This window comes from Gottfriedia sp. OAE603, assembly GCF_040543965.1.
GTDB classification, from domain to species: domain Bacteria; phylum Bacillota; class Bacilli; order Bacillales; family Bacillaceae_G; genus Gottfriedia; species Gottfriedia solisilvae.
The window spans coordinates 324,734-343,909 of the sequence record NZ_JBEUNN010000001.1; the positions used below are offsets into that span (position 1 = coordinate 324,734).

The 19,176-nt window shown below is 33.5% G+C and carries 18 protein-coding genes; 16 read left to right on the forward strand and 2 right to left on the reverse strand.

Annotation, left to right across the window (positions count from 1 at the left end; translation table 11 throughout):
• Positions 1 to 35: 35 nt before the first annotated feature.
• From ABID96_RS01465 to csrA, 12 genes are all read left to right on the forward strand, one after another.
• A complete protein-coding gene (locus ABID96_RS01465; RefSeq protein WP_188483382.1) occupies positions 36 to 713 on the forward strand; it encodes a response regulator in 678 nt (225 codons plus the stop codon).
• Positions 714 to 934: 221 nt separating this feature from the next.
• On the forward strand, positions 935 to 1,777 hold the full coding sequence (locus ABID96_RS01470; RefSeq protein ID WP_192603468.1) for a DegV family protein: 843 nt from the start codon (positions 935 to 937) through the stop codon (positions 1,775 to 1,777).
• A gap of 136 nt (positions 1,778 to 1,913) precedes the next feature.
• Entirely contained in the window at positions 1,914 to 3,281 is a 1,368-nt protein-coding gene (locus ABID96_RS01475; protein ID WP_192603467.1) for an ATP-dependent helicase ComFA, read from the forward strand.
• Positions 3,278 to 3,958 (forward strand): ComF family protein, encoded by a 681-nt coding sequence (locus tag ABID96_RS01480; RefSeq protein WP_192603466.1) that lies wholly within the window; start codon positions 3,278 to 3,280, stop codon positions 3,956 to 3,958. Before ABID96_RS01475 ends, ABID96_RS01480 begins: the two co-directional genes overlap by 4 nt.
• 91 nt (positions 3,959 to 4,049) lie before the next feature.
• A complete protein-coding gene (locus ABID96_RS01485) occupies positions 4,050 to 4,466 on the forward strand; it encodes a TIGR03826 family flagellar region protein (RefSeq protein ID WP_192603465.1) in 417 nt (138 codons plus the stop codon).
• A gap of 43 nt (positions 4,467 to 4,509) precedes the next feature.
• A complete protein-coding gene (gene flgM, locus ABID96_RS01490) occupies positions 4,510 to 4,779 on the forward strand; it encodes a flagellar biosynthesis anti-sigma factor FlgM (protein WP_192603464.1) in 270 nt (89 codons plus the stop codon).
• 24 nt (positions 4,780 to 4,803) lie between these two features.
• Positions 4,804 to 5,292, forward strand: a complete 489-nt coding sequence (locus tag ABID96_RS01495; RefSeq protein WP_192603463.1) for a flagellar protein FlgN — start codon at positions 4,804 to 4,806, stop codon at positions 5,290 to 5,292.
• A 24-nt stretch (positions 5,293 to 5,316) separates the two neighbouring features.
• A complete protein-coding gene (gene flgK / locus ABID96_RS01500) occupies positions 5,317 to 6,831 on the forward strand; it encodes a flagellar hook-associated protein FlgK (protein ID WP_192603462.1) in 1,515 nt (504 codons plus the stop codon).
• A gap of 6 nt (positions 6,832 to 6,837) precedes the next feature.
• On the forward strand, positions 6,838 to 7,749 hold the full coding sequence (flgL, locus tag ABID96_RS01505; RefSeq protein WP_192603461.1) for a flagellar hook-associated protein FlgL: 912 nt from the start codon (positions 6,838 to 6,840) through the stop codon (positions 7,747 to 7,749).
• A 64-nt stretch (positions 7,750 to 7,813) separates the two neighbouring features.
• Positions 7,814 to 8,392 (forward strand): DUF6470 family protein, encoded by a 579-nt coding sequence (locus ABID96_RS01510; RefSeq protein WP_192603460.1) that lies wholly within the window; start codon positions 7,814 to 7,816, stop codon positions 8,390 to 8,392.
• 10 nt (positions 8,393 to 8,402) lie between these two features.
• Positions 8,403 to 8,849, forward strand: coding sequence for a flagellar assembly protein FliW (gene fliW / locus ABID96_RS01515; protein WP_192603459.1), 447 nt, complete (start codon positions 8,403 to 8,405; stop codon positions 8,847 to 8,849).
• 4 nt (positions 8,850 to 8,853) lie between these two features.
• Complete coding sequence (gene csrA / locus ABID96_RS01520) at positions 8,854 to 9,075, forward strand: carbon storage regulator CsrA (protein ID WP_192603458.1); 222 nt, start codon at positions 8,854 to 8,856, stop codon at positions 9,073 to 9,075.
• A gap of 45 nt (positions 9,076 to 9,120) precedes the next feature.
• Here the strand turns inward: csrA and nagE are convergent, their stop codons facing one another.
• Positions 9,121 to 10,479 (reverse strand): N-acetylglucosamine-specific PTS transporter subunit IIBC, encoded by a 1,359-nt coding sequence (gene nagE, locus ABID96_RS01525; protein WP_192603457.1) that lies wholly within the window; start codon positions 10,477 to 10,479, stop codon positions 9,121 to 9,123.
• Positions 10,480 to 10,860: 381 nt separating this feature from the next.
• Here nagE and ABID96_RS01530 point away from each other — a divergent pair, with 381 nt between their 5' ends.
• Together ABID96_RS01530 and ABID96_RS01535 are read left to right on the forward strand one after the other, a co-directional pair.
• Positions 10,861 to 11,694, forward strand: coding sequence for a flagellin N-terminal helical domain-containing protein (locus tag ABID96_RS01530; RefSeq protein ID WP_192603456.1), 834 nt, complete (start codon positions 10,861 to 10,863; stop codon positions 11,692 to 11,694).
• A gap of 140 nt (positions 11,695 to 11,834) precedes the next feature.
• Complete coding sequence (locus tag ABID96_RS01535; protein WP_192603455.1) at positions 11,835 to 15,635, forward strand: Ig-like domain-containing protein; 3,801 nt, start codon at positions 11,835 to 11,837, stop codon at positions 15,633 to 15,635.
• A gap of 71 nt (positions 15,636 to 15,706) precedes the next feature.
• Here the strand turns inward: ABID96_RS01535 and fliB are convergent, their stop codons facing one another.
• Positions 15,707 to 16,927 (reverse strand): flagellin lysine-N-methylase, encoded by a 1,221-nt coding sequence (gene fliB, locus ABID96_RS01540; protein WP_192603454.1) that lies wholly within the window; start codon positions 16,925 to 16,927, stop codon positions 15,707 to 15,709.
• Between the two features lie 316 nt (positions 16,928 to 17,243).
• Between fliB and flaG the strand changes: the two genes are divergently transcribed.
• Both flaG and ABID96_RS01550 read left to right on the forward strand, forming a co-directional pair.
• Complete coding sequence (gene flaG, locus ABID96_RS01545) at positions 17,244 to 17,597, forward strand: flagellar protein FlaG (RefSeq protein WP_192603453.1); 354 nt, start codon at positions 17,244 to 17,246, stop codon at positions 17,595 to 17,597.
• A gap of 12 nt (positions 17,598 to 17,609) precedes the next feature.
• A complete protein-coding gene (locus ABID96_RS01550) occupies positions 17,610 to 19,157 on the forward strand; it encodes a flagellar hook-associated protein 2 (protein WP_192603452.1) in 1,548 nt (515 codons plus the stop codon).
• The last annotated feature ends 19 nt before the right edge of the window (positions 19,158 to 19,176 follow it).

The following is a 19,176-nucleotide window of genomic DNA, read 5'->3' on the forward strand; positions in this document are numbered from 1 at the left end:
TAAACAAACTAGAATAATAGCAGAGGAGTAATAAAATGAAAACTAGAATCGCCATAGTGGATGATCATAAACTATTTCGTGAAGGAATTAAAAGAATTCTAGATTTTGAAGAAAGTTTTGATGTTATTGCAGAAGGTTCTGATGGTACTGAGGTTGTCGCAATTATGGACGATCATCAAGTAGATGTATTTATTATCGACATCAACATGCCAAATATGAATGGTGTAACAGCAACAAAAGCTTTATTAGAAAAATACCCTGATGCTAAAGTAATCATTCTTTCAATTCATGATGATGAATCATATGTAACTCATGTTCTTAAAGTAGGAGCTAGAGGTTATTTATTAAAAGAAATGGATTCGGATACGCTTATTGAGGCAATTAAAGTTGTAACAAAAGGTGGATGCTACTTGCATCCGAAAATTACTCATAACTTAGTTGAAGAATTTCGTCGTCTTTCATTAAAAGAGCAATTATTTAAATCACGTGAGGTAGAGGTTCGTCGACCATTACATTTACTTACAAGAAGAGAATGTGAAGTTCTTCAAATGTTAGCTGATGGAAAAAGTAATCGTGCAATTGGTGAAGCGTTATTTATTAGTGAGAAAACTGTAAAAAACCACGTAAGTAATATTTTACAGAAACTAGAAGTAAATGATCGTACACATGCTGTAGTTACGGCGATCCGTAACTCATGGGTTGAAGTGAAATAGTTTGAATAAGAAAATATGTAAAGCAGAGTATCGTTATGGTGCTCTGTTTTTATTTTCATCATTTATCGTGTTAAAGTATAATAAGTACTTCTGATCAAGTGAGTTGTCGAAATGACTCATAGTAAAGAGAATAAATTACAATGATTTTACATACTAAATTGTGTAAAATGAAACTATTAAATACATAGTGCTAGATTACATTCGCAAGAAAGGATATAACAATGAGAACTGCAATCGTTACAGATAGTACGGCGTATATACCTCAAGAGCTGAGGGATTCTTTAGATATTCACATGCTTCCTCTTAACGTTATTTTTGGTGATGCATCTTACCAAGAAGAAGTTGAGATTACAGCAGAACAATTCTTTTTAAAAGTTCGAGAACAAGAAGAGTTACCCAAAACCTCTCAACCAGCATATGGTGAGATTATTAATAAATTTGAACAACTTTCAAAGGAATATGATGCAGTTGTAGCAATCAGCTTATCAAGTGGGATTAGTGGTACATATCAAAGCTTTGTATCAGCTGGTTCAATGTTTGATAACTTAGAAGTAGTAGCTTATGATTCTGAAATTAGCTGCATGGTTCAAGGTTTTTATGTAATTGAAGCTGCACAGATGGCGGCTAAAGGTGCAGGGCCAACTGAAATCATTGAGCGATTGGACGAAATGAAAAAAACAATTAATGCTTATTTCATGGTAAATGATTTAGGTCATCTCCAAAGAGGCGGACGCCTTTCAAGTGCACAAGCATTTGTTGGTAGTCTACTCCAGGTAAAACCTGTCCTTACATTTGAAAATAAACAAATCGTTGCTTTTGAAAAGATACGTACAGAAAAGAAAGCGATGAAACGGATATTTGAATTGTTCGGTGAGGTTGCCTCAAAGGGTGAAAAAATGAAAGCTGTTGTTATTCATTCAAGTCGTGAAGCAGACGCTAAGGAGATTGCCGAACAGCTTCAAGAACAATACCCAAATGTCGAAATTGAAATTTCATATTTTGGACCAGTTATTGGAACGCATCTTGGAGAGGGTTCGTTAGGACTAGGCTGGTACGTAATCTGATTTATTTTACTTAATTTGGAATGCCCCTTAAATAGGGGCATTTTTTTATTGTAAAAATTAAATTTAGTTCTTCATCTTCTTCTGATTACGAATGCGTGTTACAGTTCAACTAATTTCTAAGAAAGAAGGCGAACGAATGAACCAAGAAACTGCTCAAAATCAATACCAATATGTCGGAAGAAAGCTCCCTTATCCTCAAATGATGAATCCACAAGAAATTCCTTCAACAAGTAAGATTATCCAAGCTGTTCAAAAAAATAAGACGACATATCAATGCTTTCGATGTGGAAATCGTGATCAAAACTATTTTTATCGTACTTTTTGTGCAAAATGCTCTTCAATGTGTACATACTGTCGAAAGTGTATCGTGATGGGCAAAATGACAACTTGTACAAGATTGATCGTAAACGAATTAGATATGAAAAAGGAAGATAAAAGAGGTGGCTTAGAATGGGAAGGAAAACTATCCCCGCAGCAAAAAGAAGCATCACTTAAAGTGATGGAAGCAGTAAAGGGACATACAGATTTACTGTTATGGGCAGTATGTGGAGCAGGGAAAACAGAGATGCTATTTGAAGCGATTGATGTTGCCTTAAAAGAAGGGAAATTTGTTTGTATTGCAACTCCTCGTGTAGACGTTTTAATAGAATTAACGAAAAGAATTCAAATGGCATTTCCGAATACTTCTATAGCGACACTTTATGGTGGGAGTGAAGATAAATGGGATGGGCAACGAATCACAATTAGTACAGTTCATCAATTGATGAATTTTAGATATACATTTCATCTCCTCATAATCGATGAGGTTGACGCTTTCCCATATAATATTGAAGAACATCTGCACTGGGTAGCTGATGAAGCAAGAACGAAAATCGGTTCAACTATTCAATTGACAGCAACGCCCTCAACGAAACAACAACACTTGGCGCTTCACCAAAAAATCGAATGCGTTATGGTCCCCGCTAGATATCATCGACAGCCACTACCTGTTCCCGACTTTCAATGGATTGGTAATTGGCGAAAAACAATTCAAAAAAACAATAAATTACCAACTCCATTAATGAAGTGGCTCCAAAGAATATTGAAAGGAAATTCCTCTATTTTTTTATTTATTCCAACGATAGATATAAGTAGTGCTGTTGAAGAAGCTGTGAAAAAGTTAACGGTTAAAACATCATCAGTTCATAGTCAAGATCCACTTAGACATGAAAAAGTCAGTGCGTTTCGAAAGGGAGATGTCAGCGTTTTAATTACAACAACCATTTTAGAGCGTGGCGTAACAATTAAGAACAGCCAGATAGCTGTACTAGGTTCTGATGAAGAAATTTTTACGGAAAGCGCACTAGTCCAAATTTCGGGAAGAGCAGGACGACATATTGATTATCCCTCTGGGGAAATCATGTTTTTTCATAATGGCATTAGTGAAGAAATGGTACGAGCAAAAAAACAAATATTGCAAATGAATCAAATTGGATTTGAAAAAGGATGGTTAGATAAAAAATGATTTGTATCTACTGTGATCGTAAATTTACAGAAACATTTGCTCTACATCAATTATTCTTCAAGCGTAAAGAGACTGCTTGTATTCAATGTTTAGCTAAATTTGAAAAAATAGTTGGAGCTGTTTGTGAAAAGTGTGGTACTGTTACAGACCATGAGAAGATATGTGAGCAATGTCAGGAATTTGTAAAAAGTAAATTTCATCTATCTTTAACATCAAATCGTTCAATTTTTCTATACAATCCTGAAATGAAAATTTGGATGAACCGTTATAAATTTTACGGTGATGTTACATTAGCAACAATGTTTATTACAGATTTGCAAGAATACTATGAAAAGTATTTTAAACGGTTTAAAATAATAGTTCCTATTCCTCTTAGTGAGGAAAGGTTACAAGAAAGAGGCTTTAATCAAGTTGAAGTGCTTGCGGAGCTTGCAGGGTTCACATTAACGAAATGTCTTCAGAGGGTTCATACAGAAAGGCAAAGTAAGCTGAATCGAACTGAGCGATTGAACCGTGAACAAATTTTTTCATTCTGCGGAGGGGAAAAATTTCAAAATGTGCCGATATTACTTTTAGATGATGTCTATACAACTGGGAAAACAGTCGGAGATGCTGCAATCGTTTTGTTACAAAATGGTGCTAGCGAGGTATTTTCACTCACATTAATTCGTGCGTAAAAATTGGTAATTTGTCATGTGAAAAATGACTTAATTTTGGATTCAGTTTGCCGATATAAATAATGATACATCGAAAAACGAGGTGAAATAAATGGGAGATTTACGTAATTGCCCAACTTGTAATAGCATATTTGTAAAAACAAATTTAAGAGATGTATGTGAAAATTGTTATAAGGCTGAATCGAAACAATTTGATACAGTATATAGTTTTATTCGCAAAAGTGAAAATCGAAAAGCAACCATAGATGAAATTGTAACTGCTACAGGAGTAGTGGAAGAATTAATTATGAAATGGATTCGAAACGGTAAACTACGTGTTACTGGTTTCCCAAATTTAGGATATCCATGTGAAAAATGTGGAATACTAATTCAAAAAGGATCTATTTGCACAGACTGTTCGACGGGATTAAAAAAAGATTTATTTAAAGTCGAAGAAGAAAAAAGAAGAATTCAAGAATTACGAAAAAGAGATAAATCAACTTATTTCTTAGATGATAAGAAGAAATAGGATTAAAAGAGGGTATGAAACGATTGACAATGAGGTGAAAAAAATGAAGATTAACTCAAACTCTACAGGTATTGATCGAATTCAATTATATCAAAATCAAATAAACAAGATTGAAAATGACAAACCGAAACAAAAAAGTGCGGACAAACTAGAAATTTCCTCTCAGGCAAAAGATCTTCAATTAGCTGCTCAGTTAAAGTCAGAACGTGAAGAGCGCGTTCAACAAATTCAAAAGCAAATTGAAGAAGGCTCCTACAAAGTACAACCATCACTTGTAGCCGAGAAGATGCTTCAATATTTCAGCAAGAACTAACAACTAGAAGGAAGAAGGATCGGCATGAATACATCTTTTTTACTTACTACACTCCAACAACAATTAGAAGAATACACAGAATTATATCAATTATCAGTTGCAAAAACTGATTTAATTAAGAAAAATGACATATTAAATTTAAATGAAATCATTAATAAAGAAGCGAAATATTTACTATCACTTGATGTTTTAGAGAAGAAAAGAGTTGAAGCAGTTTACGCTGTTTTAAGTGGACATGAATGGAGTGGGGATCTCCCTACTCTTTCGGATTGTCTGAATGTTGTTTCTGATGAGGAAGCTACTAAGCTACTAAATATTCAATCTGAATTAAAAGTAATCATAGAAGAACTTAAAGAAAGAAATTATTTAAATCAAGAGCTTATCTATCAATCTATGCAGTTTGTATCTATGTCGTTGTCTATGATAAAGCCAAAACAACCGGCACCAAATTACGGTCCAACTTCTAAACAACAATCACCAAAGATAGATACATTATTTGACTCACAGATATAGATAAAATTAGGGGGTTCCAAATCTATGCGCCCAACATTTATGGGATTAGAAACTGCGAAAAGGGGTATGTATACCCAACAAAGCGCCTTAAGCGTATTAGGACATAACATAGCAAATGCAAACACTGAAGGTTATACTCGTCAACGTGCGAATATGCAACAAACTTCACCTTTTCCAGGTCCAGGAATGGAAAGACCATATATACCAGGTCAAATTGGAACAGGTTCTGAAGTCACTTCAATACAACGAATTAGAGAATCATTTTTAGATATTCAATATCGTAATGATAATAGTCAATTAGGATATTATGCTAGTCGTAATGATGCTCTACAAAAAATGGAAGATATTATGAATGAACCTTCTGAACAAGGTCTTTCAAAAACATTAGACCGTTTTTGGCAATCTCTTCAGGATTTATCGTTAAACCCATCTAACTCAGGGGCAAGAGCAGTAGTTTTAGAACGAGGTAAAGCCGTTGCTGAAACATTTAACTATTTATCAACTTCTTTAAAAACTGTTCAAAACGATCAAAAAAATCAAATAGAAGTTGAAACAAAAAATATTAATTCGCTTCTAAATCAAATTCAAAACGTAAACCGCCAAATTGCTGACGTGGAACCTCATGGTATGCTACCTAATGATTTATACGATGAGCGTGATCGCTTAATCGATAAATTATCTAATTTAGTAAATATCAAAGTTACGTATTCTTCAAGCGGAGGACATTCATTACCAACAGCTGAAGGAAAAGCAACGATTGATTTAGTTGCTGAGGACGGAACGGTTATTGAATCTGGTCGTGTAATTGATGGAATAGATATAAAAACAGATCCAAAATTCCTAAAGGTAAACTATGATTCAATGACGGGATTAGTGGACACTGTTTCAATTGGGAATAATACAATTGAGGTTGAAAAATTTAATGGGATAGGTAAGCTTAACAGTTTAATTAAATCATTCGGATATTTGGATAGCACGAATGCACAAGTAGGTTTATACCCTGAAATGTTAAAAAATTTAGACGATATTGCAAATACATTTGCTACTACATTTAATACAGTCCATTCAGGTGGAATTACATTAGGTGATGTAAATGGTGGAAACTTCTTTGGTTCAAGCGCTGGTCCAATTAATGCAAGTAATATTAAGGTTCTAATCACAAATATCAATGATATCGCTGCCGGATCATCTACTAGTGATGGCGATGGAAAAAACGCTTCATTATTAGCTGATGTAATGAGAAGAACGGACTTATCAATCGGTACAACGACTAATACTAGTATTACAGCTTATTACCAAGGTATTATTGGTGGAATGGGTGTACAATCTCAAGAAGCAAATAGATTAATGACAAATAGCGGCATCTTAGTTGACTCGGTTGATCAACATCGAAAATCTGTAAGTAGTGTTTCACTTGATGAGGAAATGACTGATATGGTGAAATTCCAACATGCATATAATGCTGCTGCACGAAACATCACTGTAATTGATGAAATGCTTGATAAAATAATTAATGGTATGGGTATAGTTGGGAGGTAATGATTAATGCGCGTTACGCAGACGATGATTAGTAATAATATGCTTCGTAATTTAGGCTCAAGTTACTCAAAGCTTGATAAATATAATGAACAACTTGCATCAGGTAAAAAAATTAGCCGTCCTTCAGATGACCCAGTAATTGCTATGAAGGGTATTTATTATCGTTCAGATGTTACGCAAGTTGAACAATATAAACGTAATTTATCAGAAGGCTATATGTGGATTGAATCGAGTGATGATGCTCTTGATAAAGTAACGCAGTCACTTCAACGAGTAAGGGAGCTAGCCGTTAATGGGGCGAATGAAACAAATAGTGTTGGTTCACGCCAAGCTTTAGCCGCAGAGGTAAAACAATTAATTACACATATAGGTTCACTTGGTAATACGCAAGTTGGAGATAAATATATTTTTAATGGTTTAAATACGACGCAGGAACCTATTGATATGACCGTTAATACAGCGGCAGATGGTCAAATTACAATCACAGGTACATACCCTGATGGAACAACATATAGTCCTTTTAATGTGGAGGTTTCAAGAGGGGTAAGTGTTTCCGTAAATACTGATCCTAATAATATATTCGATCAAGCAACATTGAACAAATTAGTTGCTCTTCATAATGGGTTACAGACCAATAATACAGCAGCTATCAATACTTCTATTCAAGATTTAGATAGTATCCTAAATAGTGTTCTAACTGCTCGAACAAAAATTGGTGCCACTGAAAATCGAGTAGAGATGATTGATGACCGATTAGGAACACAAGAAATAATCGCAAATCGCGTCATGTCAGATAACGAAGATGCTGATATTGAAAAAGTTATTACAGATTTAAAAACACAAGAGAGTGTGCATAATGCAGCATTAGGCGTTGGTGCACGTATTATTCAACCATCTTTATTAGACTTCTTACGTTAAGCTATCAATTATGATAGCTTTTCTTTTAGAAAAATTAAAGAATAAGAATGAGAGGAAGAGGAGTATGCATTTCCCTCAAATACGTTTACAGTCTACTTTTGCAAAAATAGGTTTACAATCTGAAAATCCAATACTGGATTTTCAACAACCAAAAGCAGAAATAAAAATCCACCAGGAAAATGCAGAAATGGATATCCAAAGAGTTGCACCTACATTAGAAATGGACTCCTATGAAGCAAGAGCAGATATCGATATGAAAAGTGTTCGCCGTCGAATTGAAGATGCCTTTAACGATGGTTATCAAGCTTGGCTAGATGGTCTTGCAAGAGTATCGCAACAAGGTGACCAAATGATGAAAGTACAACATAATAAGAATGCAATAGCTGATATCGCAAAATCAAATAGTTCGAACCCAGTTTATGATGTTAATATTAGTTTTTTACCTAGATGGGGTAGTTTTAAGATGTCCTATGATCCAGGTAGTTTAGAGATTAATTGGACAACACATGAAAAGCCTGAAATTGAGGTTAATCCTCAAAAAGCAACTACGAATATTACTCCTGGTAAAGTAAGTGCTTATATGGATACATGGAATGATTTAAAAATAGATTATACTGGCATTACAATAGATCAAAAAGGATAAGGTGGAAGTTATGAATATTCAAACGAAATATCACGGAGAGTTAGTTGTTCAGCAAGAAGATATAGTAACCTTTCCTAATGGAATTCCTGCATTTGAAGATGAAACGAAGTTTATTAATTTACCTCTTCAAAATGGAACGCCTTTTTCAATTCTTCAATCTGTTCAAACGCCAACTTTAGCATTTGTTATTGGTGATGTGTTTACTCTATTCCCAGACTATGAAATTGAATTAACCCAAAATGCGATTGATGTATTAAAAGTAGATGAACCAAAAGATACCATAGTATATTGTATCATTACGGTTAAGGAACCATTTGTAAATTCAACTGCAAATTTACAAGGACCGATTGTAATCAATTCATCAAATAATATTGGTAAGCAAGTCGTATTAAACCAACCAAACTATAAAACGAAACATGAACTAGTTGGATCTCCGGCTTTCGCTCAGGAGGGCTAATTGTATGTTAATACTTACAAGAAAACTCAAAGAAGCGATAAAGATCGGTGATGATATTGAAATTTCAATTGCGTCAATTGAAGGAGATCAAGTTAAACTTGCAATTTCTGCGCCGAAACACATTGAAATTCATCGGAAAGAAATCTATTTATCTATTAAAAAGGAAAATGAGGAAGCTGCAACTGGTTTAGTCGATATAAATAATATTTTTAATCAAAAAGAGTAGAGACAATTAAAAGTTTCTACTCTTTTTCTAATTAAATTTGTTAAATTATTTTTTTAAAAAGTTCTTAATATCCTCTGCAACAAATTCAACTTTCGTACCGATAATTACTTGTAAACTAGATGAACCAAGTCTTAGTACACCAAGTGCACCTGTTTTTTTAATAGCTACTTCATCTATTTTACTTGTGTCTACGAGCTCCAATCGTAATCTTGTCGCACAATTATCAACAGATACTATATTTTCAGTACCACCTAAGGCAATTACATATGATTCAGCATTTCCTGTTCCATTAGAAATAATTTCTTCGATAGCTGAATCTTCGTCTTCTCGTCCAGGTGTTTTTAAATCAAACTTCTTTATAAAGAAAACAAAGACAAAGTAATAGATGACTCCATAGACCAAGCCTTGGAGTAAAAGGAGTAATGGTTTTGTGGCGATGCCATAATTTAATAGATAATCTATAGCTCCAGCTGAAAAAGTGAAACCATCATGAATGTCTAAAAGATTCGCAATATAAAGTGAGCTTCCGGTTAAAATAGCATGGATAAAGTATAAAACAGGTGATAAAAACATGAATGAGAACTCAATCGGTTCAGTGATACCAGTTAAGAATGAAGTGAACGCTAAACTAATCATTGCTCCTAATACAACTTTACTGTTTTCTTTTTTAGCAGTTGTTGCAATTGCAAGTGCTGCTGCAGGTAGTCCGAACATCATAATAGGGAAAAATCCCGCCATATAAATTCCTGCGCTAGGATCATTGGCAAAGAAACGATTCAAGTCGCCAGTTACACCATTAAAGTCACCGAAAACAAACCAGAAAATATTATTTAATACATGATGCAAGCCGAGTGGAATTAATAATCTATTAAAGAATCCAAATAACCCAGCTCCAACCGCACCTAAATCAATCATATTATTTCCAAATGTATTTAACGCATCTTGAATTGGTGGCCAAACATAGCCAAATAATCCAGCTAGTATAAACATTACTGCTGCTGTCACGATTGGAACGAATCTGCGACCACTAAAGAATCCTAAAAAGTCCGGTAGTTTAAATTCTTTATAACGATTATATAAAAGTCCAGCAATCACCCCGGATAAAATACCTCCGAGTACACTCATATTAATATCTTTATTGATAACTTTTGCACCTTCAACTAAAATAAAATATCCAATTGCACCTGATAGACCCGCAGCCCCGTTTTGATCTTTTGCTAATCCTACCGCAACACCAATCGCAAATAAAAGTGCTAAATTAGCGAATACTGCATTTCCTGCAGCCGCCATAAAAGGAATGTCGAGTAAATCTCCTTGCCCAAATCTAAGTAATAAACCAGCTGCAGGAAGTACTGCAATCGGAAGCATCAATGCCTTCCCAATTCGTTGCAGGAACTTTAACAAAGTAATTCCCCCTTTTTAATAACATAGTAGAAACAAAACGATTATTTGCTTCATAACAAGTCTATGAGACAAAAAGGTAGTTAGTACAAAAAAGAGGGAGAATGAGTAAGTGGAAATACCTATTTTTTAGAAGAGGTATATCAAGAAATACCATAAAATGTTGTTAAATGAAGGTTTATTTGGATTGAGGTGTAGGTCAAAAGTACCGATATTCATTTTGTCGAAAAATCTATTAATAAAAATGACTAAAGTTTATAAAAATTTCGTCGATATAATTTGTGTAAGGAACTTAAAATGAAAAGCTCGAGATTTTCTATTAAGTTTCAATAAAAATGGTGTTCACAAGGAAGTGGACCGACACATTCAAGGAGGAAAAATAAAATGAGAATTAATCACAATATCGCTGCTTTAAACTCACACCGTCAATTAACTGCTAACAATGCAAATGCTAGCAAAAACATGGAGAAATTATCATCTGGTTTACGCATCAACCGTGCTGGTGATGACGCTGCAGGTCTTTCAATTTCTGAAAAAATGCGTGGACAAATCCGTGGTTTAGATCAAGCATCTCGTAACTCACAAGATGGTATCTCTATGATTCAAACTGCTGAAGGTTCATTAAATGAAGTACACTCAATCTTACAACGTATGCGTGAACTAGCTGTACAATCTTCAAATGATACAAACGTACAAGCTGACCGCGATGCTCTTGATTTAGAGTTCAAACAATTAGGTTCAGAAGTTAAACGTATTTCAACTGATACAGAATTCAATACTCAAAAATTACTAAATGGTGCTGCTGGTGCTGCTGGTAAAGTTGAAATTCAAGTTGGTGCTAACCAAGGCCAATCATTCCAATTAGACTTTAAACAAGCTGGAATCGATTTAACAGCTACTAACACTGCTCTTGGTGCAATGGACATTAAGTCTCAAACAAATGCAGATAGTGCAATTGGTAACTTAGATACAGAAATCGCTAATGTTTCAACTGGTCGTTCAACACTTGGTTCTTGGCAAAACCGCTTAGAGCATACTGTTGCTAACTTAAATAATGCTTCAGAAAACTTAACAGCTTCTGAATCTCGTATTCGTGACGTTGATATGGCTAAAGAAATGATGGAGTTTACTAAAAACAACATCTTAACTCAAGCATCTCAAGCTATGCTTGCTCAAGCAAACCAACAACCACAAGGCGTACTACAACTTCTTCGTTAATACTTAAAAATGAGCGAGTATCCTAGTTAGGATACTCGCTTTTTTAAATACATTATATAGGTATATTTTCATATTTGAATTTTGTATTTATGACATTTATAAATATTAAGAAACAAGACAAATTACTATGGAGGATTCAAATGAGTAAAATAATAAAGTTTAGTACAATACTATTCTTTTTAATTAGTATATTACTACCAGTAAATACAAAAGCTGCCTCATTTAACTTTATTAATGCTTCGAGAACTATAGCACCTAGTACAATTTTAACAGATGAAGAAACAGAAGTTACCTTAAACGTAACAGGTACTCCACCTGTAAATGTTGTAAAACCAAACGATATTATTCTGGTGCTCGATAAATCTGGAAGTATGCAAACAGATAATCGTTTTAATTCGATGATTAGTGCTGCAAAAAGTTTTGTTGATTTAATCGATTTAACGAAGCATTCAGTTGGTATTGTTGATTTCAGTACAAGTACAAGCACTTTTCCTTTAAGTACTGATGCGAATGCCGTTAAAGGATATATAGACCAAGTTAGGTTAGGCGGAAATACAAATACTGCTCAAGCATTAAATGAAGCTACTAACTTACTAGCTAATCATCGTCCAGATGCTCAACCAGTAATCGTTTTATTAACAGATGGACAAGCAAATGATTCAGAAGCTGCAAAAACAGCTGCAATGGCTGCGAAAGATGCAGGGATTGTATTTTACACAATCGCTTTATTAGGTCCTAATGAAGATCCGACATCAAGTCCTCCTAATCTATTGTTAGAAGATATGGCAACAACAGCACACCACCATCACTTTGTATTAGGCTCAGTTGGACTGCAACAAGTATATGAAGCAATTGTTGAAGAAATAGGTTTAGCTAGTGCGTACGATGTAACTATTACTGAGACAGTTGACCCAAATTTTGAAATTGTACCTGGCTCATATGATAGTAATATACCCCAACCGACTGTAACAGGAAATAAACTTGTATGGAATATTGAGGAATTAAAAGCAAATACCTTGCAATTACATTATAAAATTCGATTGAAGCAAGGAGCTAAAGCGGGTGCATATAATACTGCTACAGGATTTATAACTTATAAAGATTATACAGGTTCATTAAGATCATATAATGTTGGAAATACAGGGATATTTGTAAAAAATCATGCACCAGTTATTGATTCGATAACTGATTCAAAAAGTAATGTAATTGGTGGAGAGACAGTAACAATTAAGGGGAAATACTTCCTTCCAGGTGTAAAGGTATTCTTTAATGATGTTGAAGTTACAACAGCACAATTAGTAGATAGTCAAACGATTACCTTAACAACGCCTGCTGGTAAGCAAGGAGATATAGTGGTAAAAGTTGAAAATAATGATTCTCAATTCGCAACTACTAACTTTAATTACTGGGCTAAACCTGAGTTGGCGCAAATAACGCCTAATTCTGGACCTTTTGAAGGTGGGAATAGAGTTTCAATTAGTGGTAAATTTTTCTTGAATGGTGCGAAAGTTAAGTTCGGTGATAAATATGCAAATGTAAACTTTGTTAATTCAGAAAATTTAAATGTAGTTGTACCACAAGCGACTAAACAAGGGATTGTTGACGTTGTAATAGAAAATCCAGATGGAACTAATACTACGTTAACAAATGCTTATACCTATGCTTCTCCTGTTGTTGTAGATGTACAAGTATCTCCAAGTAATTTAACAATGACTCCAGGAGAGTCAAAACAATTAGCTATTACTGGTGTGCTTAGTGATAGCACAATAAAAGATATTACTAACCAAACTGATGGAACGATTTATAAAAGTAGCTCAATTTCAACAGCGTTAGTAAGCCAAGATGGTTTAGTTACAATTCCAAACGATGCAAAAGATGGCTGGAAAACTACGATTCTAGTTACGAACAATGGAATTCAAAAATTAATAAACGTGACAGTTAAAGATACCAGTGTAATACTAACAGACCTAGTAGTAAACCCAATGAATTTGGATTTATCTCCAGGAAATACAAAACAATTGTCTGTAAGTGCAGTCTATAGTGATGGAAGTACAAAAGATGTTACGTTCGCAACTGAAGGAACAAGTTACACAAGTGGTTCAAGTCAAACAGCAACAGTTGACGCAAACGGTTTGATTACAATTCCAAGTGCGGCTAAATATGGATATAACACTACAGTAAAAGTACAATATAACGGGATTTTAAAGGTTGTAACTGTAAACGTTGTTGATCCAAGACCTAAGGTTACCTCGTTAACAGTCACTCCAGATGCTATCACTGTTGAACCTGGACAAACTATTCAATTGTCTGTAGTTGGAAACTTAGAAGATGGAACTACGAGAGATGTGACTTCATCAACAGAAGGAACTAAATATGAAAGTAAAGCGGTTTCAACAGCGACTGTTAGTCCTGAAGGAAATATTACAGTTTCAACTCATGCTACTACGGGAACAAATGTAGTTATAGCAGTTACAAACAATGGAATCATTAAAAATGTAACTCTGACAGTTGTAGATCCAGCACCTAAACTAACAAAGTTAGATGTTACACCTTTAGCACCAACTATCGATATTGGAAAAACTCAAAAACTAACAATTTTAGGAACATACAGTGACGGAAGTACAAAGGATATTACTCTTGGTAGCGAAGGGACAATTTACAAAAGTAATACACTTTCAATTGCAACTGTTGACGCTGATGGGTTAATTACAATCTCTACAAGCGCTAAGGAAAATGATGTTGCTAGTATCGTAATTAGTAATGGCTCTGTTAGCAAAATAATAACAGTTACTGTTACAGATCCATCACCAAAAGTAACTGGATTAACAGTAAATCCTTCTTCACTTATAATGGCACCAGGAGAACAAAAACAGTTAATCGTTACAGCAACATTGAGTGATGGAAGTACAAAAGATATAAGTTCAGTAAGCCAAGGTACAGTATATTTAACTGGTGGCTCTTCATTTATGAATGTAAATTCTACAGGTTTAGTTTCTGTTTCAAATAGTGCAATTGATGGCTCAAAGGCATATATTACTGTTTCTAATAATGGATTTAATAAAGTAATTGTACTAAATGTTGTAGATCCTACTCCTAAGGTACAGTCAATTTCTAGTAATCCTGCAAGTGTTACTATTGCTCCTGGAGGAACATTCCAACTTTCTTTAACCGGTACTTTCACCGATGGAAGTACAAAAGATATTACTTTAGGAAGTACAGGTACTTTATATAATAGTAATAATAAAAGTGCAGTTACTGTTGATGCTAACGGATTATTATCTGCACCAAGTAATGCTACAGACGGGGCAACAGCGTCTATATTTATATCTAATAATGGTGTCGGTCTTTATGTTATCGTTAATGTAGTAGACCCATCCATAAAAGTTACTAATTTTACAGTTACTCCTTCGACATTCACTATGGTAACTGGAACAACTAAACAATTAAGTGTTCTTGGAACATTCAGTGATGGAAGTACTAAGGATATAACTCATGGTAGTGATAAAACTACGTATTCAAGTAATTCAAGTTATGCAACAGTGAGCGCGGATGGATTAATTACATTATCTAGTAGTGCTAAAGATGCAATCGTAATACAGATTGCAGTTCGAAATAATGGAATTACTAAATATGTATCGATTAATGTGACTACTAATCCTAATAAGTTAATTGCATTAGAATCAGTTCCTACAACTATTTCATTAAAAGCTGGGACATCTGGACAATTAACGATTATGGGCACATTGGTTGATGGTACGCAAAAAGATGTTACTCAATCATCTAATGGAACTACTTACAGTTCAAATAATCTGTCTACGGCGACAGTAACCGCGAATGGACTTGTAACAATCCCATCTTCAGCAAAAGTTGGTTATACAACGAATATAAGGGTAGTATGTGATGGAATTACAATTCTTGTTGCGGTAAGAGTAATAAGTTAATAATAAAAAGTAAAAAGGAGTAACTATTGTTACTCCTTTTTATACTTTATTTATTGATTAAATTTTAAAAATTAGCAATTTAATAAAATGACTACGGATGCTAAATCGTTCATTTGATTGTCCTTAGCATATTCTAAAATACTGTTTACATAAGACTTTCTGTGTAATGATGATCGAACATAGAGGTATACTGCATTTATTATGTCTTCATCTTCTAGTGAGCTAGTTTCACTAATAATACTCATAAAGTGAACTTTTATGATTGTATAATGGAAAATTAAAGATAAATAATGGTCCCACATAGTATTTTTTCCAAATGGGAACCAATCTTTGAAAATTTCGTTTACTAGGAAATTTTCAAGTATATATTCTTTGGAATTAATTAGTTTATCGGATTTATGCTTTATGGTTGTATAACTGGATGTCCAATCACTAATTTGACCGTTAAGCCATTCGAAATTATTTAATAAATTTGATACTAATAGCTTATATTCTTTATAAATATTCTCAATATCGTTTCTAGTTGAGAAATAAGCTTGAATAAAACCTACAAATCGAGATTCATTTCCTTTTGTACCATCTAATAAAGTATCTATAGTACCAGATTTTATATGAGCTGAGTAAGTGGTAATGAAACTAGCCCACTCTTCTTTTAGGTCAGAATCGGATAAAGTTATATTCTCTAATTTTTCTAATCTTTGAATCCAAAATCCTAATAATAATAATCTAGTTTTTAAATCCCATGTACGCTCTTGCATTAGTTCAATTGCAAATGAACGCAACTGAAAGAAATGTGGTGACAAATTACTCAAATGACTAATGTCATTAGTCTTCTTTGAGATTGAATTTAAGATAACACGATCTGATGTTTCAATATCGAATTCCATAGGATTTGGATCTAATAAAGCAATTCTAGCGGCTTCAGGACACGAAAGGTAGAGTGATTGTTCCAACACATCGTTATATATGTTTTTTACACGTGGAAAAACGGAACAAACTGAACTAAGCATTTCTTCACCATATTTTGCATGAATATAACATAGTCCATTCTCTGTTAAAAATGGGCAAGTTCCACATTCTTTCATCTTTATAGTTGCATAAGGCATACCTTTATCATTACCCTTATACCTCTTTAAATTTTTTGCCAAGGCAGGGTCATTAGAATTTTGGTATTTTTTATATGTTTTTTTATCAATAGATACTACCCATCCTTGGCAACAGTGATTCTCACAATCACTTCCAATACATGAGAATTTCTTATAATGACTCGGAACTAGTTGTGTAGAAGTCATGTTTTATCCTCCGGTTAAAAGAAAATTTTTGAATTAAAATAAAAAAAATATTTAGTTAATTACATTAATAGATTCTTAACTTACTATCTTGATTTATTTCGGAGATTACTAAATGAATTTGAATAAATTGTATTAAATTCATTAAATTTAACTTTAATTTAATATTATTAAATATAAAAAGTGATTTAAATAAGTAGCTAATAAAATAATTAAAAGTAAATAGGAACTTCACTTAGTTAATTTCCATCTACACTTTTTATTTTTTTTACCGATATATTAATAGAAGAGGATTAATTATTTAAAGGGAGGAAGTCGAATGATAAACAATATATCTACTTCGACTTTGGCTAAGAATGTCCCAAACATCCCTGTACAACAACAAGGCCAAGAAGTTAAAGATTATGGTGAAAAAGTCTCTGTTAATGAGAATGGAGATTTTAAAGTTTCAAAAAAAGATTTAGAAAAAGTTATTGATGGAATGAACAAGTTATTAGAACCATCACAAACATCCTTAGAATTTAAATTACATGATAAAACTCATAGTTATTATGCGGTTTTAGTAGATAAAGATACAAAAGAAGTTGTTAAAGAAATTCCTTCAAAAAAACTATTAGACTTTTATGCAGCGATGAAAGAATTTATAGGTTTAATGTTTGATAAAAAAATTTAAGGGTGATATTTTATGGTAAACCGTATAACAGGTTTTTCTGGCGCACTTGATATTGATGCTACAGTCAAAAAATTAATGGATGCTGAAAAACTACCGTTAAATAAATTAAAAGCCCAAAAGCAAATAAATGAATGGCAAACACAACAATATCGCGATTTAAATTTGCTGATGGAAAATTTCCGAAAACAAGTTACTGATGGTGTAGGTTTAGTTTCAACTTTTAATGCTAAGTCAGTATCTAGTTCGAATGAAAGTGTAGTAACTGCAACTTCGACTAATACAACTAGTAATGTAGTAAATTCAATCGATGAAATTACTTCATTAGCAACAAGTGTAAGATGGACATCAAATGCAGTTTTAAATAGTGGTGGAGGATCAATTGATCCTACTGCAAAATTAAATACAATTACATTTAATGGTGGCTACCAGCTATCCGGTACACAAAAATTGCAATTTGATGTAACATCACCCGATGGGGTAAGCTCAACAGTATCGATTGATATTGATGGTTCGACGGACTCACTTAATGATGTTATTAAGAAAATTAACAATTCTAGTGTTGGAGTATCAGCATTTTATGATTCTGCAACACAAAAAATGGTTATTACAAATAAAGCAACAGGTTCAGGAGCGGGTATTAAAATCAATGAGTCTGGTACAGGGGCGGGAACTAAGAGCTTTATGCAAGCAATAGGATTTTCTGCTGACGGTTCCAATAACCTAATACCTTCATCAAATGGTTCCGATGCGAGTTTTAAAATCAATGGTCTTACAACAACACGTAAATCAAACACTTTCACAGTTGGCGATGTTACTTATACTTTAAAACAAACTTCAGCAACCCCAGTTACTATTTCAACTACTACTGATGCTAATAAAGTGTTTGAAAGTGTAAAATCGTTCGTTGACTCATACAATGAATTAATTGCTAATATTAGTAATAAAGTAACTCAAAAACGTTATCGCGACTTTCAGCCTTTAACAGACGAACAAAAAGAATCAATGAAAGATGATCAAATTAAACAATGGGAAGATAAGGCCCAAAGTGGATTACTTCGAGGAGATAGCGTTTTACGTGATGTTTTAAATAAAATGCGATCAAATTTAGGGAATCCGGTTTCAGGTTCAGCTACTAAATTGTTAAGCAGTATTGGAATAACTACAAGTGATGACTACCTAAATGGCGGAAAACTAATTATCAACGAAGCAAAGTTAAAACAATCGATTCAAGACGATCCAAATAAAGTTGCAAATTTATTTATACAACCTGGAACTGATCCAAAGGTTACTAGTGATCAAGGGTTAGCTGTTCGATTAAAAAATACATTGAAAAATGCAGTTGATGATATTACAAAAAAAGCAGGAAAGTCATATAATACTTCCAATCAATTTACTTTAGGTAAAAATTTACTAGACTTAAATAAACGTATAGGAAATTTTGAAGATCGATTAATAAAAATAGAAGATCGTTATTATCGTCAATTTAATGCAATGGAAAGTGCAGTGCAAAGAGCAAATGCTCAAAGTGCACAATTAATGCAATCCTTTGGTGGACAATAATCGTTGAGGTGGACAAAAA